We start from the raw sequence: 26,120 nt of genomic DNA, 5'->3' as shown, positions 1-26,120 counted from the left end.
TCACTCAGCGGCCGGTGGTGCCGTCGAGTTGTTCGCGGATGATGTCGGCGTGGCCGGCGTGCCGGGACGTCTCGCCGATCACGGCCAGCATGACCCAGCGCAGGTTGCGGGTCTTGCCGTTGCGGGTGACCGGCGCGTCGGGATTGCCGAGCTCGGCGATGATCTCGTCGGACGCCGCGCAGGCGGCCTTGTAGTCGGCGCGGAGGGTCTTGAGCGACACCTCGGGATCGACGAGCATCGTGCGCTTGGCGTGCACTTTCCGTCCGAGCACAACCTCGCCGAACCACAGCTCCTCCACGAACGTCAGATGCTGGATCAGGCCCGCGATGTTGGTGCCGGAGTCGACGGTACTGCGGCGTGCGTCCGCATCGCTGAGGCCGGACAGCTTCTTCAGCACGCCGGCCCGCAAACCGTCGAGGGTCTCGGTCAGCTGTTCGAGTTCAGTCATGAGGTGCACGGTCCGATCGTGGTGAGGAGACCATGATGGTCCGAGCGGGGAATCGAGTAGTAGTGGTTGTGGTCCGAACACCAGCCGGGTGTCACGAGCACGTGATCGATGCGGACCAGCAGGGTCGCCCATCTCCCGATCTGCGATGGCCGCCCCCAGCTGTCCAGCATCGCGTCGTGCAGGTGCTTGGTGAGGATCCGGTAGTCGCGGCCACGGTCCGTGGTGTTCAGGTCGCCGGCGACCACGACCGGCCCGCTGAGTTTCGCGGCCCGCTCGGCGACCTGCTCGATCAGCCGGTGATGCCCGGCGACGGTCGTCTCGTACGGCCGGCCGGGGTTCTTCTGCTGGTACGTCGATCCGCCCGAGGTGTACCACGGACGCGGTACGTGGACCGCGATCAGGTCGAAGTCGCCGGACGGCGCGTGGACCTGGAGCACGAAGCCGGGCAGGTCCGGGCCCGGGCGTTCGAGGACGGTCAGCGGCCAGTGGCTGAAGATCGCGATCGCCGGGCCGTTCCAGTACGAGACGACGTTCTGGTACGCCTGCGACAGCCGGTGGGTCAGCGGCGAGCCGATCTCGGACACGACGAGTACATCGGCGTTCAGTTTGATGAACGTGTCGGCGCCTTCGAGCTCGCCGGCCCCGATGTTCGCTTCGGCGAACCGTACGGCGCGACTCGCATCGACGGTCCTGGTGCCGTGCGGGATCCACGGCACGACGGTCGCGACGATGCCGACCAGCAGCGTCGACACCGCGAACGCGACCGCAGCACGCCGGCGACGGCCCCAAACACCGACCACCAGCGCGACGGCAAGGGCGAGCATCGGCAGTGCGATCGCGACCACGTCGGTGACCACACCGAGCCGGTCACGCAGCACGAACCATGCCCACGGCAACAATCCGGCGATCACGATCCCCACGGACCGCCGTACCAGCGGTTCCCCCTCCACGCTTCCAGGCTATGTCACGGAACCTGAGATTACGCTGTACGAGATCCCCAGTTCAGGTACGCGACGTTGGCGAGGAGCCAACCGAAGCCGATCGCCTGCTGTCCGTCGCGCTCCGGTGTCGGCTGGTAACGGTTGTAGAGGGCCAGGCAGTGCGCGTGGACCTGCGGGGCCCAGGGTGCGGCCTGCATCCAGCGTGGCGCCTGAGCGGCGACAGACGCCGCACCGACCGCGCCGCCAGCGACGGTGGTGTGGATGCTCGGGAGTCCGTCGGCGTCGGTGAAGGCAACGTTCTGGGTGAAGGTCCGTGCGATGCGGGCCATGTCGTGGCCGGTGAACGCGAGCTTGGCGCGGAACGCCCGGACCGCGAACTCGACGTCGATCGCGCCGTGGCTGATGTCCTCGAACTGCCGCGCCGGACCACCGGACGGGGTGAAGATCGACAGGTCGGTCGCTGGGTCGCCGGTCTTGGTGAAGCCCTCGTAGATGCGGCTGCCGGCCGGCCAGTAGTGCCACTGGTACGCGTCGCCGGCGTCGACGCTGAGTTGAGCCGAGAGCATCCGGCCGAGCGCGGCGACCTTGTCCCGGTAGGTCCGGTCGCCGGTCACGAGGGCGAGTTCGACGAGGGTCTGTCCGAGGCCGACGGACTGGTTGATCGGTTGCTCGCAGCCGTCGTACGGCAGCGGCTGGCCCTTCGGCCAGATCAGGTGGTCGGTGTCGTACTCCCAGTCGTGGACGGCAACCGCCTCACGGCAAGCCAGCAGGTATTCCGCGGCCTTCCACGAGTAGCGGCGACGCAGTACCGGCGAGCTTGCGACGATCCGGACGAAGCTCGCGATCGGGTACGTGATCATGCCGGTGTGGACGGCGAAGATCACCGGCTTGCAGTGCATCTGGTAGCTGCCGAGCTGCGGTACGTCGCCTGCGCGCGGAGCCGGTCGCCGGTCGACGGCCGTGAGCTGGAGCGGGCCGGGTGCGGCCGCGTAGATCCGGGCGACGGCGTAGTCGGGGCTGGCGGGGTCGAGTGACAGATCTGTGTGCGTGACCGTACGGTTCACGAAGGTGTTGACGAGCTTGACCGTGAACGTGTCGGGGCGGGCCCCGGCGGTGACGGTGATTGTCGTGTCCTCGGCGTACGAGAGCGCCTCGCGGAGCTCGAGCAGCGGCTGACCGTTGCTGTCGGCAAGGGTTGCGTAGCCGGTGGTGTACGGGTGGTCGGCGCGCCACGCCGGCAGCGACAGGCCGCGGTAGTCGGTGACACCGCGGGCGCTGTCGCGGACCTGCAGCACCTGGTCGACGTTGTCGATCAGGCGGTCGAGGTAGTAGGTGTCGTGGTACGTCTCGTACATCCGGACCAGGCCGAGCAGGACGTACGACTGGCTCCAGGCGAGCATGCCGGAGCGGCCGTCGCGGTTGGTGTTGTCGTTCGGCTGGTCGGGCTGCCCCGGACCGCCCTGCTGGAACAGGCGGTCCCAGTCGTCGAACGTGCGGCGGGAGCTGTAGTCGATGCTGTCGTCCGCGTACGCGGTGGCGGTGGTTCCCAGAGCGAGGGCTCCGGTTGCTTGCAGGAGGGTGCGGCGGGCGATCCTGGGCATCGGGCGGTCCTCCGGCTGTTCGGGCGGTCAGCAGAGGTCCAACATTCTCCCGCAGGGAACCGATTTACGGCAGGTCGAGCGTGAGTGGTAAATCCTTGAGGAACTCGACCGCATCGAACATCGCGCCCGCCGACGCCACCCCGGATGCGCGGGTCTCGCCGGCCAGGATCCGCCGTACGGCGCCGACCGCGAGCGGAGCCGAGATCGCGTAGATGTCGTTCCCGGTGGCCGTGGCTCGCCGGTCGCCGATCCGGACGTCGACGACGAAGGTCTGGTCGGAGTCGCGCGGTGGCGCCGGGGTGTCCGCGTCCGCCAGGTCGCCGGCGGCCTCGAGCGTCAGGTAGGTACGTACCTCGGGTACCGCGAGGTGGCTGGGGATCGTGACGATGTCGGCCATGCTGAACTCCGCGATCACCCGGCGCTTTCCGAGCGGTTCCGGGAAGTTCCAGTCCTGCTGCACCGGCGGGCCGTCGTGGTACTGCAACCGGCCGTCGGCGTACCGCACCCGGCGCCCGGCGCGCCGATCGTGCGACACCCGACCGGCTACGCGGGTCCCGGGGGTGGGGTGCCAACTGCTCAACCCGTAGGCGACGTGCACCGGCGCCGGTTCCTCGGCGATTGCAGTAGCGAGGAGGTCGCCGAGGCCGCCGTAGAACGCCATCGCTGGGACGACCGGGATGCTGCTCTGCCGTGCGAGCGTCGCCGCGTTCGCCTCGATCTCCGCGGCGACGTCGACGTACGGGATCCGCTGCCGCGCGGCCGCCTCGATCAGCGGCTCGGCCGTCGTCGCGAACGGACCTGCACAGTTGATGACCGCGGCCGCGTCCTTCAACGCGCGGTCCAGCGCGTACGGGTCGTCGACGGCGGCAGGCCGTACGTCGAGGTGACCCCACTGTTGCGTGAGGGCGGTCCCGTTGCGGCCGGAGACGGCGACCGGAAGGTTCTGGCGGAGGAGCTCTTCGACGACGAACCGGCCGGTGTGACCGGTGGCGCCGTACACGACGATGGCGTTCATGCCATCCAGTCTCCGGCGCCGGCGCCCTAGGCCGTGAGAGTCCGGAACGACACCATCCGTACACTTTCGGACATGCACATCGTCGCGCTGGCGACCGCCGGTCACCTGCTGCACTTCGAACTGGGCATCGCCTACGAGATCTTCGGCAACCCGCCGCTCGGCGTCGACGAGTGGTACGACGTACGGCTTTGTGGCGACGGCCCCACCCAGGTCGGCCCGTTCGTCGTCGACCCGTCGCACGCCCTCGACCAACTGGCCCACGCCGACACCGTCCTCGTCCCGGCCCTTGTAGACCCCGACCAACCGCCACCACCTGACCTGGTAGACGCTGTCCGCTCAGCCCACGAGTCTGGGTCTCGCATCGCCTCCCTGTGCACCGGCGCCTTTGTCCTCGGCGCGGCCGGGTTACTCGAAGGTCGCCGGGCGACCACTCACTGGGCACACACCGCCGACCTCCAAGCGGCCTATCCACAGGCGGAGGTCGACCCGGACCTCCTGTACACCGACAACGGCAGCGTCCTCACCGCCGCCGGAAAGGCCGCCGCGGTCGACCTCTGCCTGCACCTGATCCACCTCGACCACGGCGCCACGATCGCGAACACCGTCGCCCGGCGTCTGGTCGTACCGCCGCACCGCACCGGAGGTCAGGCGCAGTTCGTCTCGACCCCGATCCAGGTGAACGGCGACCACTCGCTCACCGAACTGCTCGCCTGGGCGCAGGAACGCCTCGACGAGCCGCTGACCGTCACCGACCTGGCGAGACAGGCGAGTACCAGCGCACGCCACCTGGGCCGGCAGTTCCGTGCGGTCACTGGTCAGACCCCGCTGCAGTGGCTCCTGACCCAGCGCGTACGGCGCGCCCAGCAGCTGCTGGAGTCGACCGACGACGGGATCGAGAAGGTCGCGGTCGCTACCGGTCTCGGGACCGCGACGACGTTGCGGCGCCACTTCCAGCGCGTGGTCGGCGTACCGCCCAATGCGTACCGGCGTTCGTTCCGCAGCACGTAGTCTCGGGTGGCATGAGCCTCCAGGAACTCCGCTTCCGCGCGAGCCACCTCGACGCGGTGCGCGCCGGTACGAAGCGGATCACGATGCGCTTCAACGATCCGATCGAGGTCGGTCCGGCAGACCTGGTGTTCGAGTTCGACGAGGAGCTCCGGCTGCCCGGCCGGATCCTGTCGACGCTCGCGAAGCGCGTCGACGCCGTCACCGACGAGGAAGCCCGAGAGGACGGCTTCGCGGGCGCGGACGACGTGATCCCGGGCCTCAGCAGCTACTACCCCGACCTCAAGCCGTCAGACGAACTGGTCATCGTCCGCTTCGAGCTGTCGTATCCACGCCGAATGCACACGGTCGTGGACACCACCGACGCGCCCGCTTTGGCCGCCTTCTACCGCGATCTCCTGGGCCTACGCTTCCGTCCCGGCGACGACGATGACTGGATCGTCCTCCTGGACGCCGCCGGCAACCGCCAACTCGCAATCCAGCAGGTCACCGAACTGAAGAAGACCACCTGGCCGTCCCCCGACGTACCGATGCAACTCCACGTCGACTACGCCGTACCGTCCGTGGAGGAGCTGGAACGGCACCGGGTCCGCGCCTTGGAGCTGGGCGCCACAGTCCTGTACGACCGCTCCGCCGACGCAGACGAGCCTCTCTACGTCCTCGCCGACCCGTCCGGCCACCCGTTCTGTCTACTCGTGGGACAGCCGTGAAGTTCCGCACCGCTGACGACCGCGACCTCGACGGCATCCTTAACCTCTACCGCCAGCTGCACCCTGCCGACCCGCCCGTCGCCGGAGCGAGCGAGGTCTTCGCCACCATCTTGGACAGGCCGGGGCTGCACCTGTACGTCCTCGAGGACGACTCCGCGATCGTCGCGACGACGTACCTCAACCTGATCCCGAACCTCACCCGCGGCGGAGCTCCGTACGGCGTCATCGAGAACGTCGTGGTCGACACCGGGCGCCGGGGAACCGGGCTCGGAAAGGCGATCATGGGGGCGACGCTGCAAGCGGCGTGGGACGCGGGTTGCTACAAGGTGATGCTGCAGACGGGGTCACGGCGCGAGTCCACGCACGCGTTCTACCGGCGCTGCGGGTTCGATCCGGACGACAAGACGGCGTACGTGAGTCGCCCGCCTTCCCACACCTGACCTGCGCTACCACGTGTCACCCCACGTCGTGTTGCGGGCGGCTCGGTAGGACTTCGAGGACTTCGGTACGACTGTTCGCTCGGCTGTGCCGGCTGCTGTGCAGAGGTCGAGGACGACGCGGTTCTTCGGGTGGAGTGGGCGGGCGATGACCCGGTTCGCCGCCGGCCGGGTCGGGCCGCGGGTGGCGACGAGGTAGGTGAACTTCTCGTCCTCGAAGTTGCGGGTGCCGTGTTTGAGGTTGCGGTGCAGTTCGGTGCGTGGAAGCCGGGCGGCGAAGTGGCACCAGGTGACCGGGCACGGCGCTTCGTGGGGGCAAGGAGCGACGATGCGGAGGCCGTGGGTCAGTAGTTGGTCGCGTGCTTCGAGGATGCGCCGGTGGGCGGCCGGGGTACCCGGTTCGACGAGGACGATGGTTTGGCCGCATTGGGCGGCCGCGTCGATGAGTGCGCGCCGGGTGCCGGCTGCCAGCTCGTTGAGGACGTACGCGATCGTCAGGAGATCTGCTCCTGCGGACGTCTTCCAGGTGCGGAGGTCACCGAGCGTCCAGCGCCAGTTGTTGCCTGCAGCAAGCGTCTTGCCGAGGTCGATGGCGGCCGGTTGGCGTTCGACGATCTCGGTGCGCAGGCCGGGCCAGCGGGCTCCGGCCGCCCAGGCGGCGGCTCCGGTGCCGCCGCCGAGATCGAGGTGCGTGTTGATCGGCACGTCGACCGCGGCGAGGGCGGCGTGGATCGCGTGGAAGGTGGCCGGCATGCGTACGACGGCGTACGCCAAGGCATCGAGCGCGTCACGCATGCCCGGGGCGGTGTCGGCGATCTGCTCGTTGCGGTAGCCGTTGGAGAGGGCGTCGGCGCGACGCTGTAGTTCGTCATGCGGTACGCCGTTGAGCGCGCGGGCGAGGGCAGCGTGAAGTTGGGTGTCCACGGAGGACATGAGGAAGCTCCGGTTCGATCGGCACGGAGCACGCCGCAGTCAGAACGGCGTGCGTGATCCGCGGCCAGACGCCGCGACGCACCGATCGGTCCGGAGGGAGAGCTGTCAGCAGGCAGCAGTCCAGGAGGGAACGGCGCGGAACCGGATAACCTTCCTAGCCATCACACACCCTCCTCGAGTCACCTCGAACGCTAGCAGATGTCAGCGGCCCTCCGACGTACACAAACACACCTTGTTGCCCTGCGGGTCCGCGAGCACGATGAACATCGGGGCCTCGTCGTCGTACACGACCTTGCCGCCGGCAGCGATCGCCGCCTCGATCCGGGACGGCACCACCTCGGGCGGTAGCCACAGGTCGAGGTGAAAGCGTTGCCTCGGCGGCTCGTGCGGCGTCGTATCTTGGAACCACAGGTTCGCGACCCGGCCGGTCGGATCCATCACGTCGTGCCCGGTGAAGGAGTCCGCGCTCCCCGTCAGCACGGCCGCCCAGAACGGCCCGATCTCCACCAGCTCCGCGGTGTCCAGCGCGATCTCCAACTGCGCCACCGCGGCCGGATCCGCCTTCAGCCCCTGCTCGGCCGCCACCGCACTGATCCGCTCGGCGAGCTCAACGTCCCGCGTCGCCACATCCACGTACGACGCCCCCAGTCGCAGTTCAGGTACGGCGTCCGCGCAGATCTCCGCCACCGCCGCCGCGAACCGCACGCCGTCCGCGTACGCATCGATCAAGAACCGTGTCTGCCACGCCTGCGCCAACTTCCGCCAGTCACTCAGCTCCACCATGTCCCGAGCCTAGGACGTACCGCCGACGGTTCTTGCCGCCAGTGTTGCCAGGTCGCGTTCGGCGTAGCGGCGGTGTTCGAACTCCTCGCTGAGGATGGTGCTGAGGCACTCGGCGACCTGGTAGCTCTCGGACTCCGGGTATCCGGGACCCGGCACGGGCGTGGTGTGCTCGGTCAACCGCTCGTTCGTCAGGTCGGCGAGGACGGATCGTACGATCGCCACCCGATCGGCGCGCAGCGCGAGCACTTCGTCGAGCGACGGACGAGCAGCGCGATCTCGCGGTACCGGCGGCGTGTCCTGCATCTCGTCGTGCGGTAGGTCGAGTGGGTGCCAGGGCTCCGGCTCCCCGAGTACGGCACGCCGTACCCAGGCATCCGTCGCGAAGACGAGATGCCGCAAGGTCTCGACAAAGGACCACTCACCGTCGACCGACTCGTGCAACAGCTCCGGTGGCAGCCGGCGGGCTCTGGCGACGGTCTCGCCCCACAGTTGCTCGAGCAGGTCCCACGCCTCGCGATAGCCGTCGGCGTCGGTCGGGCTCATCAGCTCGCGGCCCGGGTACCGGCGGTTGAGCTCGGCGTCGACCAGCGGTACGACGTCGATCCCCCAGACGGTGAGGTTGCGGATGTAACCGTCGAGCGAGACATCGACCAGCAGGGCACCGCGGATCGTCGCGCCCGTCAGGTTCACGTTGTCGAAGCGGGCGCCGGTCAGGTCGACGTCGTGGAACACCGCATCACGCAGGCTCTGCTCCTTGAACTCCGTCACCACGCCAGCGTCCCAGACACCGGCCCGCGTGCCCATGCTTCCGCCGCAAACCACACCCGCCCTTCTCCCGGCGCGAATCGGCGAGACTCGGACCCGCGCCGTGATAGATCTGTCGGCATGTATCGCAGGCTCGTCCTCAAGCTCTCCGGGCAGGCGATCGCCGGCCCGAACGCGTTCGGTTTCAGCAGCGACCGGCTCACGCATCTCGCCACCGAGGTGATCGCGCTGCGCGCCACGGGTGTCCAGGTCGCGGTGGTGATCGGCCGCGGCAACGTGTTCCGCGGCAACCGCGCCGACGACTGGGGTATCGACCGGGTCGAGGCGGACAACATCGGCATGCTCGGTACGGTCATCAACGCGGTACTGCTCCGCGGCCGGCTCGACGCGCTCGGCGCCCACGGCGTACGGCTGATGACCGCGCTCCCGATCGAGAACCTCGCCGAACCGTACATCCGCCTCCGCGCCCTGCGGCACCTGGAGAAGGGCTCGATCGTTCTCCTTGCCTGCGGCAACGGCCAGCCGTTCACCACTACCGACTATCCGTCCGTCCAACGAGCGATCGAACTACAGGCCGACGCCCTCCTGGTAGCGAAGAACGGCACCGACGGCGTCTACGACGCCGACCCGAACAAGCACCCCGACGCCATTCGCTTCGACCACCTCACCTACCAGGAGGTCATCGACCGGGGTCTGGGCGTCATGGACCAGTCCGCCTTCATCCTCGCCCGCGACCACCGGCTCCCCCTGCACGTCTTCGACATAGACCGCCCCCAAGCCGCCACCACCATCGCCACCGGCACCCCGGTGGGCACTCTGATCAACTGACATGTAGGCCCGCGCTAAATGGTTTGTGGTCTGGTGGGAGGAGTTGCTGTACTCAACGCGTACCAACGAACAGGTGAGTTAAGGAGTCCGTCATGCGACCTCGCTTCGTGTCTTGCGTGGAAATGGATCTCACCTGTTCTAAGGACATGAAGCTGCGTGGAAGTACTGAATCTTGGGATCCTGGCGCATGTTGACGCCGGGAAGACCAGCCTGACCGAGCGGCTGCTCTACGCCGCCGGTGTCATCGATGTGGTGGGTAGCGTCGATGACGGGAGTACTCAGACCGACACCCTCGCGCTGGAACGGCAGCGGGGAATCACGATCAAGACCGCGGTCGCGACGTTCGCGATCGGTGAGCTGCGGGTCAATCTGATTGACACGCCGGGGCACCCGGACTTCATCGCCGAAGTGGAGCGCGCGTTGGGCGTCCTCGACGGGGCGGTGCTGGTGATCTCGGCGGTGGAGGGTGTGCAGGCGCAGACGCGGGTACTGATGCGTACCCTGCAGCGTCTCCGCATCCCCACCCTGATCTTCGTCAACAAGCTCGATCGGGCCGGCGCGCAGTACGACGGAGCGCTGCAACAGATCGCGGCGAAGCTGACGCCGAACATCGTTCCGATGGGCGAGGCCGCCAACCTCGGCACCCCGGACGCCATGTTCAAGCCGATCGTGCAGGACGACGTACTGCTCGACGTCCTCACGGAGAACGACGACGACCTCCTCCAGCGGTACGTCGACGGCGTCCCGCTCGGACTGCACGACGCGCTCGCCGAGCAGACCCACCGCGCACTGGTACACCCGGTGTACTTCGGGTCCGCGATCACCGGCGCCGGCACCGACGCGCTCACCGACGGCATCCGCGACCTGCTCCCCCGCGCCCGCACCACGGGCGGCCCGCTCGACGGCACCGTCTTCAAGGTCGAGCGTGGACCCGCGGGCGAGAAGATCGCCTACGTACGGATCTTCGACGGTACGGCGAACGTCCGCGACCGCGTACGGTACGGCGAGACCGACGGCAAGATCACAGCCCTCCAGACGTACGGCGAAACCCTCGGCCCTGGGCAGATCGGCAAGCTCTGGGGCCTGCCCGACATCCAGATCGGCGACACCATCACCGATCTCGACCATCCGGCAACCGTTCGACGCGTGCAGGCAAGGTTCGCCCCGCCGACGCTGGAGACCGTGGTCACGCCGCGCCGCCCGTCCGACAAGGGCAACCTGCGCGTCGCGCTCACCCAACTCGCCGAGCAGGACCCGTTGATCAACCTCCGCCAGGACGACCTCCGCCAGGAGACGTACGTGTCGCTGTACGGCGAAGTACAGAAGGAGGTCATCGAGACCACGCTCGCCACCGAGTACGGGATCGCGGTCGACTTCCGCGAGACCACCACGATCTGCATCGAGCGGATCACCGGCACCGGACAGGCGGTCGAGTTCAACAAGAAGGAGGCGAACCCGTTCCTGGCCACCGTCGGCCTGCGGGTCGAACCCGCGCCGGTCGACGCGGGCGTCACGTTCGAGCTCGAGGTCGAACTGGGCTCGATGCCGTACGCGTTCATCAAGGCCGTCGAGGAAACCGTCCGCGAGACCCTGCACCAGGGGCTGCACGGCTGGCAGATCCCCGACGCCCGCGTCGTGATGACCCACTCCGGGTACTCCGCCCGGCAGAGCCACGCGCACGCGGTGTTCGACAAGAGCATGTCCAGCACCGCCGGCGACTTCCGGTTCCTCACTCCGCTCGTCCTGATGACGGCACTCCAAGAAGCAGGTACGACGGTGCACGAGCCGATGCACCGCTTCCAGCTGGAGATCCCGACCGACACGACCCGTGCCGTACTCGCGGCCCTCGGCAGACTCCGGGCGATCCCACAGGTACCGGCACTGGCCGCGGAAACCTCAACCCTGGAAGGAGAAATCCCCGCGGCTGCTGTGTACGAACTCGAGCAGCAACTCCCCGGCCTCACCCGCGGCGAAGGCGTCCTGGAGTCGGCGTTCGAACGGTATCAACCGGTGACGGGTCACATCCCAGAGCGCCCGCGCACCGACCACGACCCGCTCAACCGGCGGGAGTACCTGCTGCACGTCCAGCGCCGAGTCTGATGCCATGGACAACGTTCGCGCCGAGGTCGTCGTCCGTGACGACCTCGGCGTCCAACCCCGCCGCGACCATCACGGCCCGCGCGAGGGGTGCCTGACGGTCGCTCATCTCGACGTACACATGACCGCCCGGCGTCAGCCAATCGGTTGCGCCGGCAACGACCCGGCGCAGATTCGCCAGCCCGTCGGCGCCGCCGTCCAGGGTCACGTGCGGCTCGTACAACCGTGCCTCGGCCGGGAGCAGCCGAATCTCGTCCGTCGGCACATAAGGAACGTTCGACAGCAGTACGTCGATCCGCCCGCGCAACTCCACCGGCAGCGCGTCGAACCAGTCGCCCTGGTAGACGCGTCCGCCGTACGGCGTCACGTTCCGCCGGGCACACCGTACGGCCGCCGGCTCAATGTCGGCGGCGTACAACGAGACGTCAACCTGAGCCGCCACGGCCGCGCCGAGCGCCCCGGATCCGCAGCCGAGATCGACGACGACCGCACCGGGAACGATCACCTTCAAGGCCTCGGCGATCAGGGCCTCGGTCCGGCAGCGCGGAATGAACACCCCCGGGTCGACGGCGATCCGCAACCCGCAGAACGACGCCCACCCGACGACGTACTCCAACGGCGAGCCGGCCACCCGCCGCTCGACCATTGCCTCGAGCTCTGCCGCATCGCGCGCGGAGCCGATGATCAGCGCGGCCTCGTCCTCGGCGAACACGCACCCGGCCGCGCGCAACCGGTCAACGATCTCACTTTTCAGCAAGTGAGCAGCCTATCCGAATGCGTTCACTCCGGTGAGCTCCGCCGACACCGTCCACAGCCGCTCCGCCGACGCAGGGTCGATCGCATACGGTCGTACGCCAGGTGCGTCGTCGGTCGACACCTCCGCGACCTCGCAGTCCTCGCAGAACACGCCGCCGAGACCGTCGAGCTGCGGGGACGTCGCCGCCCACACCGAGGTCGCCGCACCCTGCTCCGGGCTCTTGAACTGGATGTGCGGGGTGCCGTCCTCGGAGATCCAGCCGTAGCCGACCATCTCGTCGTGGGTGAGGTGCCGCTGCAGCGGGGTCAGGATGCCACCCGGATGCAGCGCGAACGCCCGTACGCCGGAATCCTTGCCCAGGGCATCGAGCTGGACGGCGAACAGCACGTTCGCGGTCTTCGCCTGCCCGTACGCCTCCCACTTGTCGTACCCCTGCCGGAACTCCAGGTCGTCCCAGCGGATGTCCGACCGCCGGTGCCCGGTCGACGACACCGACACGACCCGCGCCCCACCGTCCGCGGCGATCGCCGGCCACAACCGGTTCACCAACGCGAAGTGTCCGAGGTGGTTGGTCGCGAACTGCGCCTCCCAGCCCGGCCCGACCCGCGTCTCCGGGCTCGCCATGATCGCCGCGTTGTCGATCATGATGTCGATCGACCGCCCGGACGCCAGGAACCGCTCGGCGAACGCCCGGACACTCTCCAGGTCGCCGAGGTCGAGCTCGTCGATCTCGACGCCGTCGACACCGGCGAGCGCCTCGCGCGCGGCGTCCGGACGGCGGGCCGGTACAACGACATGTGCGCCTGCCTTCGCCAGCGCCTTGGTGGTCTCCAGACCGAGGCCGGAGTATCCGCCGGTGACGATCGCGAGCTTGCCGGTCAGGTCGATCCCGGCCAGGACGTCGTCCGCGGTGCTGTCGTGTCCGAAACCCGAGCCGATCTTGTGTTGTGCAGTCATACCATGCAGCGTACGAATTAGAGCTCGCTCTAGGTCAAGTGCGGGTCGGCGAGCAGCGACTCGGCGAGCCGTTGCAGCGCCGGGTTCGGGTTGTCGGGGCTCCAGCAGGCGTGCAGTGTGACCGAGTGTGCGTCGGCCGCCTCGAGTTCGCGGTACCGGACCCCCTCGACGCGCATCGCCATGATCGAGCGCGGGATCAACGCGCAGCCGAGGCCGGCCCGGACCAGCGCGAGCATCGTCGGCACCTGCGAGGCGAGTTGGCTGACCGCGTACCGGTCCATGCCGATCATCGCCGCGCAGATGTCGTGCAGGTACTGCGATCCCTCCGGGCTGTACCCGATGTAGTCGTCGGTCACGTCGACGAGCGAGACGGGTCCGGCACCGGACGCGAGTGGATGCGACGCTGGGACGGCGAGCACCAGGTCCTCCGAATGCACCAGCAGCGATTCGAACCGCTCCGGGATCGGCGGGCGGACCAGGCCGAGGTCGATCTCCAGGTTCGCCAGCGCCTCGAACTGCGCCGGGCTGACGAGCTCGGTCAGCTCCGCCGTCACGCCCGGCGTGCGTTTGCCGACCATGGTGAGGAAGTCGGCGAGTACGGCGTACGCGCCGATCGCGGTGAAGGCGAGGCGCAGCGTGCCGGTGGTGCCGTCCGCGGCGCGCCTCGTGGCCTCGGGTGCTACCTCCAGCAGTGCGAGTACGCGGCGGGCGTGCTCGAGGAACACTCCCCCGGCGGCGGTCAGCCGTACGCCGCGCCCGGTGCGGTCGAACAGTCGTACGTCGAGCGTCCGCTCCAGGCCCTGGATCTGCCGGGTCAGCGGCGGCTGCGTGAGGTTGAGTCTCTGCGCCGCTCGGCCGTAGTGCAGTTCCTCGGCGACGGCGACGAAACCCCGGAGTTGCTGCAGCGACAGATCCATGCAGCCACGGTATCGGTTCATGCGGAAATAGGCTTGGACCGGCATAACGGAAAGCGCCTACCGTCGGTGGTACCCCGACCGAAGGAGTTGCTCCGGTGCCGAATCCGACGCCCAAGCTTGCCGCCCTGATCTCCCCGGAACGCGCCGCCGACGTGGTGGACGCGGAGACCCGGAGGCTGCTCGAGGAGCGGTTCGAGGTGGTGTGGGCGACCGCTGAGCACACCATCACCCCATCGGCACAGCCGGGCGCTCTGCCTCCGATTGATCCAGCTGCGGTTGCTGAGCTGGCGGCAGGGGCTGAGGTGTTGCTGACGAGCTGGGGCACGCCGCACCTGGACAAGGAGTTGTGGGCCGACGGTAAGGGGCCGCGGGTGGTGGCTCATGCGGCGGGGACCGTCAAGAACCTGGTGGATCCGGTGGTGCTGGAGCAGGGGGCGGCGGTGTTTTCGGCGGGGCCGCGGATCGCCTGGTCGGTGGGTGAGTACTGCCTTGGGGCGATGCTCACGCTGGCTCGGCGGTTGCCTCGGTTCGATGCGGCGGTTCGTGCGGGTGGGTGGAAGCAGACCGAGTACCGCGGGCACGAGCTGGCTGGGGCGAAGGTCGGGATCGTCGGAGCCAGCAGTACGGCGCGGGCGTTGATCGCGATGCTGAAGCCGTTCGGGTGTGACCTCGCCGTTTACGATCCATACCTCACGGACGACCGGGCGAAGGAACTCGGCGTACGGACGACGACGCTCGACGACGCCGCCCGTGCACCCTTCCTCAGCATCCACGTGCCGAATGTTCCAGAAACGAAGGGCATGATCACCCGGGCGCTGATCGAGAACCTTCCGCACGGTGCGGTCGTGGTGAACTCCTCGCGCGGACCGGCGATCGATCAGCAAGCCCTCCTGGATCACGCGTTGGACGGCAGGATCTACGCGGCGCTGGACGTCTACGACCCCGAGCCGCCCGCGTTCGAACAACACGTGCTGAGCTCGCAGAACCTGCTTCTCACACCACACATTGCCGGTGATACCGCGGAAGGACATCTGGCGCTCGCGGGGTATGTGGTGCGGGACGCGCTGCGCTGGCTCGAGGACGGTTCGCGCGGGCCGAGCTTCGTCGGCCCCGGCACCTGGTCGATCGCGGCATGAGCAGGATCGCGCAGGTCGAGGTCTTCCCGGTCGCGGTGCCGTTCGCGCGGAAGTTCGTACTCGGCAGCGGCACCGTGGGCTCGCCCGACGCCGCCCCCGACCAGGCCGGCGCGGTGATCTTCGTGAAGCTCACCACCGAGGACGGTGTCGTCGGCTGGGGTGAGCAGCGCGCCCTGCCGAGCTGGAGCTACGAGACCGCCGAGACCATGGCCGTCGTCATCCGCCGCCACCTCGCACCGCTCCTCCACGACCTCACGCCCTTCGACGTCGAGCTCTTCCACCAGCGTGCCGCGAAACGGCTCAGCCCGGCCGTCTCGAACGGTTTCCCCTTCGCGCGCGCCGCCGTCGACATCGCCATGCACGACGCCGCCGGCAAACTCGCCGGCGTACCGGTACACGCCCTGCTCGGCGGCAAGGTGTACGACGAGATCCCGCTCTGCTCGGCGATCGGCGTCGGCGACCAGGACGCCGTCCGCGAGCACGCGATCCAGTCGTCGGACTATGCGGCGTACAAGGTCAAGATCGGTGGCGACCTGGACGCCGACACGGCCGCGATCGAGACCGTCGCGGAAGTTGCCGACGGCAAGCCTCTCTGGCTGGACGCGAACCAGTCGTACCGTCCCGCCGCGCTCCGCCAACTGCTCGACCGGACCAGGGACATCCGTACGATCCACTGCGTCGAGCAGCCCGTACCGAGTACCGACACGCTCGCCATGCAGCGTCTGCGTGAGCTGATCGACCTGCCGATCGCGATCGACGAGGGCAGCTTCTCCGCCCAGGATCTCGCCCGCGCGATCCGTCTCGACGCTGCCGACCTGGTCGTGATCAAGGTGTGCAAATCGGGCGGGCTGCGGAATGCCCTCAAGACCGCACAGACCGCGCTCGCCGGCGGTGTGGAGATCCTGGCCAGCGGACTGACCGACTGCGGAGTCGCGTTCGCCGCCGCACTGCACGTGTTCAGCCAGCTCGAGCTCGCCCTGCCCGCCGAGCTCAACGGGCCGGAGCTCCTGACCGATCTGTACGTCGACGGGCTGAACATCACCAAGGCCGTCGCGACGGTCCCCACCGCCCCTGGACTGGGCGTCGAGGTCGACGAGGAGCGCATCCGCGCCGAGTCGATCGACCTGCTCTACCGGTGAGGAGAACCATGAGCACCAACCTGTCCCGCCGCAGGTTCCTCGAACTGACCGGCCTCGCCGGTGTCGGCGCCGTCGCGGCCGGATGTTCGTCGGGTCCGCCGGCCGGCACGGCGACCTGGTCCATGTGGTCCAGCAGCGCCGCGGAGAAGAAGGTGTGGGAGGCCTTCGGGAAGTACGTCGAGCAGCAGCTCGGCGTGAAGTCCGTCGCCACCCTCACCCCGTCGAGCGGTTACCCGACCAAGCTCGACCTGCAACTCGTCAGCGGCACCGCGAGCCTGGTCACCGCGCTGAACGGCACCCTGATCCCGACGTACGCCGCCCGTGGCGCGCACCGTCCGCTCGACGACCTGATCGAGTCCGACCCGGACTTCAGCCTCGACGACTTCTACGGCACCAGCCGGAAGATCTCCAGCTTCAACGGCAAGACGTACGCGATCGGCTTCGACGTCGCGCCGACGGTCATGTACTACAACAAGGATCTCCTGAAGAAGGAGGGCATCCCGCTCCCGTCCCGGACCGAACCGATGTCCTGGGCAACGTTCCGCGACCTGGCCAAGCAGCTGACGAAGCCCGGCGAGCAGTACGGCTTCACCTGCGCGCCGGCGATCGACGACCTGGTGTCGTGGATCTACTGCGCCGGCGGCAACGTGATGAGCGCCGACGCCAGCCGCAGTACGCTCGGCGACCCCGAGGCGATGCAGGCCCTGCAGTACGTCATCGACCTGTTCGTGAAGGACAAGGTCACGCCGCCGATCAAGAACCTGGTCACCGAGAGCTCGCTGTCGAACTTCATGCAGGGCAACGTCGCGTTCATGCAGAACGGGCCGTGGCAGGTGGTGAACGCCCGGAAGGCGAAGTTCGACTGGGACATCATCCCGTTCCCGGCCGGTGCGAACGGCAGTACGCCGCGGGTCTCGGGCTCCAGCTTCGCAATTCCATCGGGGGTACGCGAGGGGCCGCAGCTCGACCTCGCGTGGAAGCTGCTCAAGATCCTGACCAGCACCGGTGCGCTCGACATCTACGCGAAGGCGGGCCGCAACAACCCGGCCCGGCTGAGCGCGGGCAGCGCGTTCCAGCCGCCGCCGGACAACCTCGGCATCGTCCAGAAGATCCTGGCCGGCAAGCTCGCCGGCGGGCACGCGTTCGACGTCACGACGAACTGGAACCAGGTCAAGCAGCTGCTCGGCCAGGACCTGCCGCGGACGTTCCTCGGCCAGGTCACGGTCGCGGACGCCATCAACGGTCTGACGCCACGGCTCGACGTCCTGATGCGTCAGCATCTCGACACCACCCGCCAAGCCGCCGCCAGGAAGGGGTGATCAACCATGGCCATATCAACAACCGACACCGCACCGGTCACCATCGCAGCGGTAGCGCAGAAGCAGGGTCCGACGCCGCGCTGGCGCAGTCGTGAGGCGCTCACCGCGTGGCTGTTCATCCTGCCGAGCCTGATCGGCTTCCTGATCTTCACCGCCGGACCGGTCGTCGCCGCGGGCGTCATCTCACTGCTGAACTGGAACCTGTTCAGCGCCCCGACCTGGGCCGGCCTGCACAACTTCGCCCGCCTCGGCCCGGACCCGACGTTCTGGTCCGCGCTCGGCAACACGGCGTACTTCACCCTGGTCAGCGTCCCGCTCACGATCCTGGTCAGCCTCGCGCTCGCACTCCTGCTGAACCAGGGCCTGAAACGAATCGCGGTCTTCCGCTCCCTCCTGCTGTTGCCCTACGCAACCATCACGGTCGCGGTGGCGTTCGTCTGGATCTGGCTGTACATCCCGCACGACGGCCTGGTGAACGCCGTGCTCGGATGGTTCGGGATCGGCGGCCCGTCCTGGCTGATCTCTGACACCTGGGCGATGCCGGCGCTGATCCTGATGAGCGTCTGGAAGAGCTTCGGGTTCGGCATGGTGGTGTTCCTGGCCGGTCTGCAGGCGATCCCGCAGCAGCTCTACGAGGCCGGCCGGGTGGACGGTACGTCGCCGTGGAACAGCTTCCGGCACATCACGCTGCCGATGCTCTCCCCCGCGCTGTTCTTCGTGATCGTCACCTCGGTGATCGGCTCGTTCCAGGTCTTCGACCAGGCGCTGATCATGACGAACGGCGGACCGGGCAGCCGCACCACCACGCTGGTCATGTACATCTACCGGACCGGCTTCGAGAACTACGACCAGGGGTACGCCGCCGCGCAGTCGCTGGTCCTGTTCGCGTTCATCGTGATCATCACCGCAGGCCAGTTCCTGTTCCAGCGGAGGCTGGTGCACTATGACAACTGAAGTCCGCCGCAAGCTCATTGTCTTCGCTTGCTTCCTCGTCACCGCCGTCACCTTGATCCCGGTCGTGATGATGGTGCTGGTCGCGTTCCAGTCCGACGGCGAGTCGATGGCCGCCAAGCCGTCGTTCTGGCCGAGCAGCTGGCACCCGGAGAACCTGACCCGCGCGTTCGACCTGGTCCCGCTCGGCAAGTACCTGCTGAACACGGTCTACTTCGCCGGAGGTACGACGATCCTCGAAACGGTGACCGCGGCGCTGGCGGCGTACGCGTTCGCCCGGCTCGACTTCCCCGGCCGGAGCTGGCTGTTCGGGATCTATCTCGCGACCCTGATGATCCCGTCCCAGGTGACGCTGATCCCGCAGTTCGTCCTGGTCGCGAAGCTGCACGGGATCGACACCTGGCCGGGGATGATCCTGCCGCACGCGTTCACCGCGATCGGGGTGTTCCTGCTCCGGCAGTTCTTCCTCGGCATCCCGCGCGACTACGAGGAGGCCGCCCGGCTGGACGGCGCGAACCGCTGGCAGGCGTTCGTCCGCGTCATCGTGCCCCTCGCCGTGCCGGCGATCGCGACGCTGGCCGTCTTCAAGTTCATCGGGCAGTGGAACAACCTGCTCTGGCCGTTGGTCATCTCGAACAGCGACGCGACCCGTACCGCGTCCGTCGGGCTGCAGGTGTTCCAGGACACCAACGGCACGCAGTGGAACCTGTTGCTGATGGCAGCGACCGTGACGACGATCCCGCTGATCGTGCTGTTCTTCCTGACCCAACGCTGGTTCGTCCGAGGTATCACGATGAGTGGGCTGGGAGGCCGTTGATGTCCTATCTGTGGTCCGTCTTCACCAAACCGTGGGCGGGTCTGCCCGGCGACGAGCTCGGCCGGCTGATCGCCGGCATCGGGTTCGGCGGCGCCGAGATCCCGGTGCGCGACACGGCGTACGTCACGCCGGCGAACGCCGAGGCGGAGCTGCCGAAGTTCACCGGGCAGTTACGGGCCGAGGGCATCGAACCGATCAGCGTCGCGAGCGACCTGTCCGAGCCGGTGTTCGCCGCCTGCGCGGAGGCCGGCGTACCGATGATCAGGATCATGGCCGAACTCGGCGCCGACGGGTACGCCGCGTCGGTACGGCGCAACCGCGAACTGCTCGAGCAGGCCGTCGTACTCACGGAACGGTACGACGTACAGGTCGGCGTACAGCCCCACCACGGACGGTACGTGTCGTCGACGCTCGGCGTACTGCAACTGCTCGACGGGCTGCCGGAACAGTACAAGCTGGTGTGGGACGCGGCGCACGACGCGCTCGCCGGCGACCACCCGGCGGTGACCCTGCAACTCGGCGCTGACCGGCTCGGCATCGTCAACCTGAAGAACGTGCACTACGTCCGCACCGGCGGCAACTGGAAGACCAACTTTGTCGAGGCCGAGGACGGATTGTCGGACTGGCCCGCGGTGTTCGCCGTCCTCCAGCAACTCAACTACGACGGCCCCATCTGCCTGACCGGTCAGTATTCCGATCCCTCCGTACCCGTGGAAACCCGGCTGGAAAATGATCTGCGGTTCGCTGTCACATCCGCCGCGCAGCATCCGTCAAGGGGATGAAAGCAACCAACACTTGATGGAGAGCCAATCATGCAAGCACGGATGACCAACCCCGCCATGATCCTGCCGGACGCCACCAAGGGCATCCAGAACATCTACAAGGCGATCGGGCAGTCCGGCACCGACGGCAAGGTGCTGGAGCTCGTGCACCTGCGGGCCAGCCAGATCAACGGCTGCTCTCCCTGCGTGTACGGCGGGATCAAGTCGGCGCTGAAGAACGGCGAGACCGACGAGCGCCTGCACCAGGTCGCCGCGTGGCGGGACTCGGACCTGTTCACCGACGCCGAGCGGGCCGCCCTGGAGATGACCGAGGCGGCGACCCGGCTGGCCGACCACCCGACCGCAGTCACCGACGAGATCTGGGACGCGGCCGCGGACCACTTCGACGAGAAGCAACTGTCCGGGATCATCCTGATGATCGCGCTGACCAACCTGTTCAACCGGCTCAACACGACGGTCCGCGAGCCTGCAGGCGCGACCTGGTAGCTACCGTGGAGCAATGAAATACATGCTGCTGATCTACGGGAACGAACAGACCTGGGACACGCTGCACGAGCAGGGCATCGACGGGGTGATGGACCAGCACCGCGTGCTGTCGGAAGAACTGGAGGCGAACGGTGAGCTCGTCGACAGCACCGGGCTCACCACCAAGAACGCGCGAGTGGTCCGGGTCCAGGACGGCGTGCCGGCGGTGACGGACGGGCCGTTCACCGAGGCCAAGGAAGTGCTGGCCGGGTACTACCTGGTGGACTGCGCGAGCCTCGAGCGTGCGACGGAGATCGCCGCCCGGCTGCCGGAGGCGCCGTACTCCCCGATCGAGATCAGAGAGCTGGCCGAACCGACGGAGTCCTGACTGTTCCAGGGACTTGCCGGCCTCAGCTGGGCGTTGGACACCTGAGACCGGCGAGTCACTGACTCAGACTCCCGACGCGAGAATGACCCCACCTGAGGCGGGCTGGTCGCCCATGCCCCGGCCACCTTGGACGTACACCGTGCTGCCAGGCACCGGTGCCTGGACACCGGACCTGAGTCGCAGCGTGGTCGTCATACCGTTGCTCAACCTCAGCACGGCCACGCGTCGCGGTGGCACCGACGGAATCGACGAGCTCACCTCGTGGATCCCGGTACACACCGCCGGTTGGACCGAAGCTCGTCCGAGCCCAGCGTTGCCGTGACTCCTCACATCACGGCACTGCCCGGCGAGCCTACTCATCGCTGACACACTTCCCCCTTCTCATCGTTTACTGCCCCCGAGTGATGGCGGTAGCCGTCAACAATTGCTGAGCGTGACGATGTTTTCAAGGGATGGTGACCGGAATCCCGCTTTCCGGAATCCGGGTCTCAGGAAACCTCAGGGAAGCGTGTGGTGCTGGCGCGTTCGACGACCCGGTGCGGGATCATCACCCTGCGTGGCGGCGCGTCCTTGTCCGCCATGCGCTCACCGAGCAGGTCGAGAGCGGCGGCGACGAAGGCCCGCCGGTCGAAGTCGATGGTGGTCAGCGGCGGGATCATGAACTGACTCTCGAGGATGTTGTCGAAGCCGGCGACCAGCGTCTGCCGCGGTACGTCGACGCCCGCGCTCCACAGCGCCGACAGCGCACCGGAGGCGATCGTGTCGGTGAAGCAGAAGAACGCGTCCGGCAGCTCGTGCTCGACCAGGTGCTTCCCCACCACCGTCGCCGCACCTTCAGGCCGCCAGCGGTCGAGCGGGATCTGCAGGGCCGGGTCGATCGGTACGCCGGCCTCCTCGAGCGCCTCGCAGTATCCCTGGGTACGCAGCCGGGACGCCGCCGTGCCCGGGGACTGCGCCGAGCCCGCGAGCATGCCGGCACCACTGGACCCGCGCGGGATCTCCGGCGTGCCGACCGCGGCGATGCGCCGGCAACCCTGTGCCAGCAGGTGTTTCGTCAGGTCACGCGCCGCGGCGACGTTGTCGATCGCGACCTGGCTGACCACGTCCTGGTCGACGTCACCGATCAGCACGACGGGCGGCAGCGGGCCGGCCGACATCACTGCACTGTCGTCCAGGTTGACCGGGTTGAGGATCAGTCCGTCGACCAGGTACGCGCGCGCCTTCGACAACAGCTCGAACTCGCGGGTCGGCTCCGCGGCGGTCTGCTCGATCTGCACACCCCAGCCGCGTTCGTGGGCGAGCTCGACGACCAGGTGCACGATCTCGGCCGAGTACGGACGAAGGAGATCGGGCAACGCGAGCGCGATCATGCCGGAGCGCCCGTTGCGCAGGCCGCGGGCGCTCATGTTCGGCACGTAGTCGAGCTCGGCGAGTGCGCTCTCCACCCGCGCACGGGTCTCGGGCCGTACGAAGACGACGCCGTTGATCACGTTCGACACCGTCTTCGGCGACACCCCGGCCAGCTTGGCGACATCTTTGACGGTGGGACGCATGCCGCCCATTGTCACACCTGACGTACGTTGTCTGTCACCCGTCAGCGGGTGATCAGCGCCCCACCGTTCACATGCAGCACCTGGCCGGTGAGGTGGCGGGCGGCCGGCGAGGCGAGGAAGTGGATCGTACCGGCGATGTCGGCGACCTGCCCCTCGCGCTTGGTGAACGTTGCCTGGAGCAACATCTCGCGGCGCTCGCCGGTCAGCCGTCCCTTGAAGAACTCCGTGTCGGCGGTGAAGCCGGGCGCGACGACGTTCGAGGTGACGCCCTGCGGACCCAGTTCGGCGGCGACGTCGGCGTTCCACATCGCCAGCGCGGCCTTCGACGCACCGTACGAGCCCGGGCCGCGGGCGCCTGCGATCGAGCCGAGGTGGACGACGGCTGTGGTCAGCCGGGGCCCGAGCGCGGTGGTGGTGAGGACCGCGCTGATCAGGTTGGCCTCGAGGTTGGCGAGCCAGTTCGCCTTCAGCTGGGCCAGGTCCCCGTCCGGCCGGCCGAGGTCCGTGTTGCCGCCGGCATTGTTGACCAGGACATCGACCTGTTCGGGCAGTTCGTCCAGCAAGCGCTGGACCTGTGCCGGGTCGGTCGCATCGCACACCACCGAACGGACGCCCAGGTCGGCCGCAGTCTTCTCGAGTACGTCGGCCCGCCGCCCGGTGATCACCACGTCGTCACCGTCCGCACGGAAGCGCTCCGCGGTCGCCCGGCCGATCCCGGTCGCTCCCCCGGTCACCACGATCGTACGCATCTCGCTCCTCACGTTTAGCTCTAAATGTTTAGACCTAAACGTACCATGGGCCCGTGACCGACAACTACCCGCTCGACAGCCCGAGCCCGTACCCGGCCGCCGAGATCGCCCGCGCCTGGCAGCGCGAGCGCCCCGGAACGCCGACCGACTCGATCGAGATCGTCACTCCGCTGTGGCGACTGGCGAAACTGTTCGCCGACGACCGGCGGCGCGTGCTCGCGGACGCCGGCGTCGACCCGGCCACACTCGATCTGCTCAGCGTGCTGCGCCGCGCGGGCACGCCGTACGAGCTGGGTACGCGCGAACTGGCCCGCCGTACGCTCGTCACCGCCGGCGCGATCTCGCAGCGGGTCGCCCGCGCCGAGGACAGCGGGCTCGTCACCCGGCGATCGGCGGACGACGGAAGCCGCGCGGTGCTGGTCGCGCTGACGGAAGCCGGTCACGACCTGATCGAGCGGACCGTCGACCGGGTACTGACGCGGGAGTCCGAACTGGTCGCGTCCCTGTCCCCCGGCAACCGCGCACAACTGGCGTCACAACTGCAGGAATTGCTCGATGAGGTCTCTCACTTGGCCCGCAAACCTTCGTGACGCGATTGAAGGTTTGCGAACCGAGCCAGATCGGCCAGCTCCTCGGTCAGCTCGGCGGGCTCGAACAGGTCGGTCGAGAGGTCGGCGTGCCGCCAGGCCCCGATCGCCCGGCCGGCTCTGATCACCGCCGGGCTGAGGATGCCACCGCCGGGGAAGATCGACTTCGGCAGCTCCTGGAAGCGGTTCTGGTAGCCGAGCAGGTAGGCATCGAACTCGCCGAGCATGCGGACGTCCTGGCAGCCGGGCAGGTCCTCGACGGCGTACAGGTCGGTGGCCTCGACCTCGACGGAGGTGGTGGCGACCGCCTTGATCGCTCGGCGTGCGTCCGGCACGGGAAGCCCCGCCCAGGTGGCGAAGTCGCGCGGCGTCGCCAGGCCGTACGCGGTCAGATAGCGGTGGGCGAGGGCTTCGAGGTCTCCCTCCAGGACGAGGGGTTTGCCCAGCCAGTCGGTGACCGCGACCCAGGTCTCCCCCGGTCCGTAGCACAGCCGCCCGAGCAGTCCGGCGTACCGGATGAGCGCGTACACGGCCTGGCCCTTCGGTTCCGGGATGAGTCCGGCTCGGACGAGTACGTCGGCCAGGTCGGCGCGGGTACACGGGCCATGGGCAAGCAGGTGTTCCTCGAGTACGTCTGCCGCCTGCGACCGGATCCGCTCCGGGAGGCCGAGTTCGCAGTACCGGCGTTCGGTGTCCTTGATCAGCTTCGGGCCGAGCAGGCCGAGCAACGGGCCGGCGTCCTCGGTCGCAACGAGTTGCAGCGTCCCGCGCATGAACCAGCCGCGGACGACGCAGCGTTCGGTCACCTGGGCGTGCGTGACGTCGGCGAACGTGGTCGCGGTCGATCGGGCGCGCACCGCGTACGCCGCGCCTCGCCAGGTCTGGGCCTGTAGTCCCCCCGTCCGGCGGACGACGTCGGCCACCCCTCCGGGGCCGGCCTCGTGCACCGGACGCGCAAGGCAGTTGGCCTGCATCCTGGCCGCCAGCAACCAGTCGACGGACCTCCGCGTCACCCCTGCATGACACCACGAACTCACCGGTTCCGCATCTCCGCCCGCCAATTTGCCTGGCCCACCCACGAGATGAGGGGTTCGTGACCCTCTGTACGGGTCACGAACCCCTCATTTGATGGGTCTGCCAGGCAAACGCGCGTAGTTGTCAGAGGGCGGGCTGGACCAGGTTGGCGTACGACGCCTGGCCGGTGACGTTCGGGTGGTACGACTCGCTGACCGGGTTCGACAGGCCGTTGATCCACTCCGGGCTGCCGCAGACGGCGTGGCCGATGAACGCCGACGTCGGGTTCACGAACGAGAACCCGGCCGCGCTCGCGGCGGCCTGGAGCTTTGAGTTGAGCAGGTCGGCGGTCGCGTTCAGCTTGGTCATCTCGTCCGAGCTGAAGAAGGTACCGGCGTTGCAGTCGGTGCCGTTGAAGATCCGCGGATACCCGACCACGACGACCGTCGCCGACGAGGCCCGGCTCTTGATCGACGAGTACAGGCTGTTCAGCCGGCCGGGCAGTGTGTTGTTGATGATCGACTGCGCGCCGGCCACCGCGCTGTTGCAGTCACCGAGCCACGACGGCTCGGCGCAGGTGGTGATGACCGAGGAGAAGCCGGCGTCGTTGCCGCCGACCTGCACCGAGACGATGTCGGTCGAACTCGTCACCGACGGCAGCTGGTTCGCGGTGACGTCGGCGACCTTGGCGCCGGAGCAGGCGACGAACGTCAGGTTGGCGCCGATCCGGGAGGCGTCGACGTAGGCGTAGGCGTACGTCGAACGCTGACAGGACCCGCTGCTGGAGATGTACGTCCGGGTGCCGACGCCGGAGGCGTACGAGTCACCCATCGCGACATAGTTCGGCGCCGCGGCGTGCGCGACTCCGGGGATCAGGAGGGAGGCTGCGCCGAGGGCGGCAGCGGACAGCAAACTGGCGATGGACTTCATGGGCGGACCGCCTTTGTGAGCGAGGTGTGGCGACTGAAGTACTCAACGTCACCTTCGCTGACTCGCGAGTAACACACAAGGGCCTGGTAACAAATT

28 protein-coding genes are annotated in these 26,120 nt (G+C 68.2%); 14 read left to right on the top strand and 14 right to left on the bottom strand.

What is annotated here, in order from left to right; genetic code table 11:
- Positions 1 to 4: 4 nt before the first annotated feature.
- From ACZ5BU_RS09490 to ACZ5BU_RS09475, 4 genes are all read right to left on the bottom strand, one after another.
- Positions 5 to 448: a DinB family protein gene (locus ACZ5BU_RS09490; protein WP_465697081.1), complete on the bottom strand. Its 444-nt coding sequence runs from the start codon at positions 446 to 448 to the stop codon at positions 5 to 7.
- Positions 445 to 1,398, bottom strand: coding sequence for an endonuclease/exonuclease/phosphatase family protein (locus tag ACZ5BU_RS09485; protein WP_465697079.1), 954 nt, complete (start codon positions 1,396 to 1,398; stop codon positions 445 to 447). The genes ACZ5BU_RS09490 and ACZ5BU_RS09485 overlap by 4 nt, the downstream gene beginning before the upstream one ends.
- A 29-nt stretch (positions 1,399 to 1,427) precedes the next feature.
- Complete coding sequence (locus ACZ5BU_RS09480; RefSeq protein WP_465697077.1) at positions 1,428 to 2,990, bottom strand: hypothetical protein; 1,563 nt, start codon at positions 2,988 to 2,990, stop codon at positions 1,428 to 1,430.
- Positions 2,991 to 3,054: 64 nt separating this feature from the next.
- The gene (locus ACZ5BU_RS09475) at positions 3,055 to 4,005 is read right to left on the bottom strand and encodes a saccharopine dehydrogenase NADP-binding domain-containing protein (protein ID WP_465697075.1); all 951 of its coding nucleotides are present in this window, start codon (positions 4,003 to 4,005) and stop codon (positions 3,055 to 3,057) included.
- Positions 4,006 to 4,077: 72 nt separating this feature from the next.
- Here ACZ5BU_RS09475 and ACZ5BU_RS09470 point away from each other — a divergent pair, with 72 nt between their 5' ends.
- Genes ACZ5BU_RS09470 through ACZ5BU_RS09460 form a run of 3 tightly spaced genes read left to right on the top strand, consistent with a single transcriptional unit; the run spans position 4,078 to position 6,160 of the window.
- Positions 4,078 to 5,013, top strand: coding sequence for a GlxA family transcriptional regulator (locus ACZ5BU_RS09470; RefSeq protein ID WP_465697073.1), 936 nt, complete (start codon positions 4,078 to 4,080; stop codon positions 5,011 to 5,013).
- 11 nt (positions 5,014 to 5,024) lie between these two features.
- A complete protein-coding gene (locus tag ACZ5BU_RS09465; RefSeq protein ID WP_465697071.1) occupies positions 5,025 to 5,720 on the top strand; it encodes a VOC family protein in 696 nt (231 codons plus the stop codon).
- Complete coding sequence (locus ACZ5BU_RS09460; RefSeq protein ID WP_465697069.1) at positions 5,717 to 6,160, top strand: GNAT family N-acetyltransferase; 444 nt, start codon at positions 5,717 to 5,719, stop codon at positions 6,158 to 6,160. The genes ACZ5BU_RS09465 and ACZ5BU_RS09460 overlap by 4 nt, the downstream gene beginning before the upstream one ends.
- A 6-nt stretch (positions 6,161 to 6,166) precedes the next feature.
- Here ACZ5BU_RS09460 and ACZ5BU_RS09455 read toward each other — a convergent pair whose 3' ends face one another.
- From ACZ5BU_RS09455 to ACZ5BU_RS09445, 3 genes are all read right to left on the bottom strand, one after another.
- Positions 6,167 to 7,081, bottom strand: a complete 915-nt coding sequence (locus ACZ5BU_RS09455) for a small ribosomal subunit Rsm22 family protein (protein ID WP_465697067.1) — start codon at positions 7,079 to 7,081, stop codon at positions 6,167 to 6,169.
- Between the two features lie 210 nt (positions 7,082 to 7,291).
- Complete coding sequence (locus tag ACZ5BU_RS09450; RefSeq protein WP_465697065.1) at positions 7,292 to 7,873, bottom strand: VOC family protein; 582 nt, start codon at positions 7,871 to 7,873, stop codon at positions 7,292 to 7,294.
- 9 nt (positions 7,874 to 7,882) lie between these two features.
- A complete protein-coding gene (locus ACZ5BU_RS09445) occupies positions 7,883 to 8,641 on the bottom strand; it encodes a DinB family protein (protein WP_465697063.1) in 759 nt (252 codons plus the stop codon).
- A 117-nt stretch (positions 8,642 to 8,758) separates the two neighbouring features.
- Here ACZ5BU_RS09445 and pyrH point away from each other — a divergent pair, with 117 nt between their 5' ends.
- Both pyrH and ACZ5BU_RS09435 read left to right on the top strand, forming a co-directional pair.
- Entirely contained in the window at positions 8,759 to 9,466 is a 708-nt protein-coding gene (gene pyrH, locus ACZ5BU_RS09440) for a UMP kinase (RefSeq protein WP_465697061.1), read from the top strand.
- 156 nt (positions 9,467 to 9,622) lie between these two features.
- Entirely contained in the window at positions 9,623 to 11,566 is a 1,944-nt protein-coding gene (locus tag ACZ5BU_RS09435; RefSeq protein ID WP_465697059.1) for a GTP-binding protein, read from the top strand.
- On the opposite strand, the gene ACZ5BU_RS09430 is transcribed toward ACZ5BU_RS09435, so the two are convergent.
- Genes ACZ5BU_RS09430 through ACZ5BU_RS09420 form a run of 3 tightly spaced genes read right to left on the bottom strand, consistent with a single transcriptional unit; the run spans position 11,523 to position 14,194 of the window.
- Positions 11,523 to 12,320: a putative protein N(5)-glutamine methyltransferase gene (locus ACZ5BU_RS09430; protein WP_465697057.1), complete on the bottom strand. Its 798-nt coding sequence runs from the start codon at positions 12,318 to 12,320 to the stop codon at positions 11,523 to 11,525. The genes ACZ5BU_RS09435 and ACZ5BU_RS09430 overlap by 44 nt on opposite strands.
- 9 nt (positions 12,321 to 12,329) lie before the next feature.
- Positions 12,330 to 13,277 (bottom strand): SDR family NAD(P)-dependent oxidoreductase, encoded by a 948-nt coding sequence (locus ACZ5BU_RS09425; protein WP_465697056.1) that lies wholly within the window; start codon positions 13,275 to 13,277, stop codon positions 12,330 to 12,332.
- 29 nt (positions 13,278 to 13,306) lie between these two features.
- On the bottom strand, positions 13,307 to 14,194 hold the full coding sequence (locus tag ACZ5BU_RS09420; RefSeq protein WP_465697054.1) for a LysR family transcriptional regulator: 888 nt from the start codon (positions 14,192 to 14,194) through the stop codon (positions 13,307 to 13,309).
- A gap of 95 nt (positions 14,195 to 14,289) precedes the next feature.
- Here ACZ5BU_RS09420 and ACZ5BU_RS09415 point away from each other — a divergent pair, with 95 nt between their 5' ends.
- The 8 genes from ACZ5BU_RS09415 to ACZ5BU_RS09380 are packed head-to-tail and all read left to right on the top strand — an operon-like array spanning position 14,290 to position 21,191.
- Positions 14,290 to 15,330 (top strand): hydroxyacid dehydrogenase, encoded by a 1,041-nt coding sequence (locus tag ACZ5BU_RS09415; RefSeq protein ID WP_465697052.1) that lies wholly within the window; start codon positions 14,290 to 14,292, stop codon positions 15,328 to 15,330.
- Positions 15,327 to 16,469 (top strand): mandelate racemase/muconate lactonizing enzyme family protein, encoded by a 1,143-nt coding sequence (locus ACZ5BU_RS09410; RefSeq protein WP_465697050.1) that lies wholly within the window; start codon positions 15,327 to 15,329, stop codon positions 16,467 to 16,469. Before ACZ5BU_RS09415 ends, ACZ5BU_RS09410 begins: the two co-directional genes overlap by 4 nt.
- An 8-nt stretch (positions 16,470 to 16,477) precedes the next feature.
- The gene (locus tag ACZ5BU_RS09405) at positions 16,478 to 17,788 is read left to right on the top strand and encodes an ABC transporter substrate-binding protein (RefSeq protein ID WP_465697048.1); all 1,311 of its coding nucleotides are present in this window, start codon (positions 16,478 to 16,480) and stop codon (positions 17,786 to 17,788) included.
- Between the two features lie 6 nt (positions 17,789 to 17,794).
- Positions 17,795 to 18,742, top strand: coding sequence for a carbohydrate ABC transporter permease (locus ACZ5BU_RS09400; protein ID WP_465697046.1), 948 nt, complete (start codon positions 17,795 to 17,797; stop codon positions 18,740 to 18,742).
- Positions 18,732 to 19,556: a carbohydrate ABC transporter permease gene (locus ACZ5BU_RS09395; protein WP_465697044.1), complete on the top strand. Its 825-nt coding sequence runs from the start codon at positions 18,732 to 18,734 to the stop codon at positions 19,554 to 19,556. The genes ACZ5BU_RS09400 and ACZ5BU_RS09395 overlap by 11 nt, the downstream gene beginning before the upstream one ends.
- Complete coding sequence (locus ACZ5BU_RS09390; RefSeq protein WP_465697042.1) at positions 19,556 to 20,338, top strand: sugar phosphate isomerase/epimerase family protein; 783 nt, start codon at positions 19,556 to 19,558, stop codon at positions 20,336 to 20,338. The genes ACZ5BU_RS09395 and ACZ5BU_RS09390 overlap by 1 nt, the downstream gene beginning before the upstream one ends.
- Before the next feature lie 30 nt (positions 20,339 to 20,368).
- On the top strand, positions 20,369 to 20,824 hold the full coding sequence (locus tag ACZ5BU_RS09385) for a carboxymuconolactone decarboxylase family protein (protein ID WP_465697041.1): 456 nt from the start codon (positions 20,369 to 20,371) through the stop codon (positions 20,822 to 20,824).
- Between the two features lie 13 nt (positions 20,825 to 20,837).
- Positions 20,838 to 21,191 carry a YciI family protein gene (locus tag ACZ5BU_RS09380; protein WP_465697039.1) on the top strand — a complete coding sequence of 118 codons (354 nt, stop codon included), beginning with the start codon at positions 20,838 to 20,840 and terminating at the stop codon, positions 21,189 to 21,191.
- Positions 21,192 to 21,679: 488 nt separating this feature from the next.
- Here the strand turns inward: ACZ5BU_RS09380 and ACZ5BU_RS09375 are convergent, their stop codons facing one another.
- Positions 21,680 to 22,744 carry a LacI family DNA-binding transcriptional regulator gene (locus ACZ5BU_RS09375; RefSeq protein ID WP_465697037.1) on the bottom strand — a complete coding sequence of 355 codons (1,065 nt, stop codon included), beginning with the start codon at positions 22,742 to 22,744 and terminating at the stop codon, positions 21,680 to 21,682.
- 41 nt (positions 22,745 to 22,785) lie between these two features.
- Entirely contained in the window at positions 22,786 to 23,493 is a 708-nt protein-coding gene (locus tag ACZ5BU_RS09370; protein ID WP_465697035.1) for an SDR family NAD(P)-dependent oxidoreductase, read from the bottom strand.
- Positions 23,494 to 23,546: 53 nt separating this feature from the next.
- Between ACZ5BU_RS09370 and ACZ5BU_RS09365 the strand changes: the two genes are divergently transcribed.
- Positions 23,547 to 24,083, top strand: coding sequence for a MarR family winged helix-turn-helix transcriptional regulator (locus ACZ5BU_RS09365; RefSeq protein ID WP_465697033.1), 537 nt, complete (start codon positions 23,547 to 23,549; stop codon positions 24,081 to 24,083).
- On the opposite strand, the gene ACZ5BU_RS09360 is transcribed toward ACZ5BU_RS09365, so the two are convergent.
- Both ACZ5BU_RS09360 and ACZ5BU_RS09355 read right to left on the bottom strand, forming a co-directional pair.
- Entirely contained in the window at positions 24,059 to 25,093 is a 1,035-nt protein-coding gene (locus ACZ5BU_RS09360; RefSeq protein WP_465697030.1) for a winged helix DNA-binding domain-containing protein, read from the bottom strand. The genes ACZ5BU_RS09365 and ACZ5BU_RS09360 overlap by 25 nt on opposite strands.
- Positions 25,094 to 25,238: 145 nt before the next feature.
- Complete coding sequence (locus ACZ5BU_RS09355; RefSeq protein WP_465697028.1) at positions 25,239 to 26,024, bottom strand: SGNH/GDSL hydrolase family protein; 786 nt, start codon at positions 26,022 to 26,024, stop codon at positions 25,239 to 25,241.
- Between the last annotated feature and the right edge of the window lie 96 nt (positions 26,025 to 26,120).

Source organism: Kribbella sp. NPDC031520, assembly GCF_055580825.1.
This window is presented reverse-complemented; position numbering and strand designations above follow the sequence as displayed.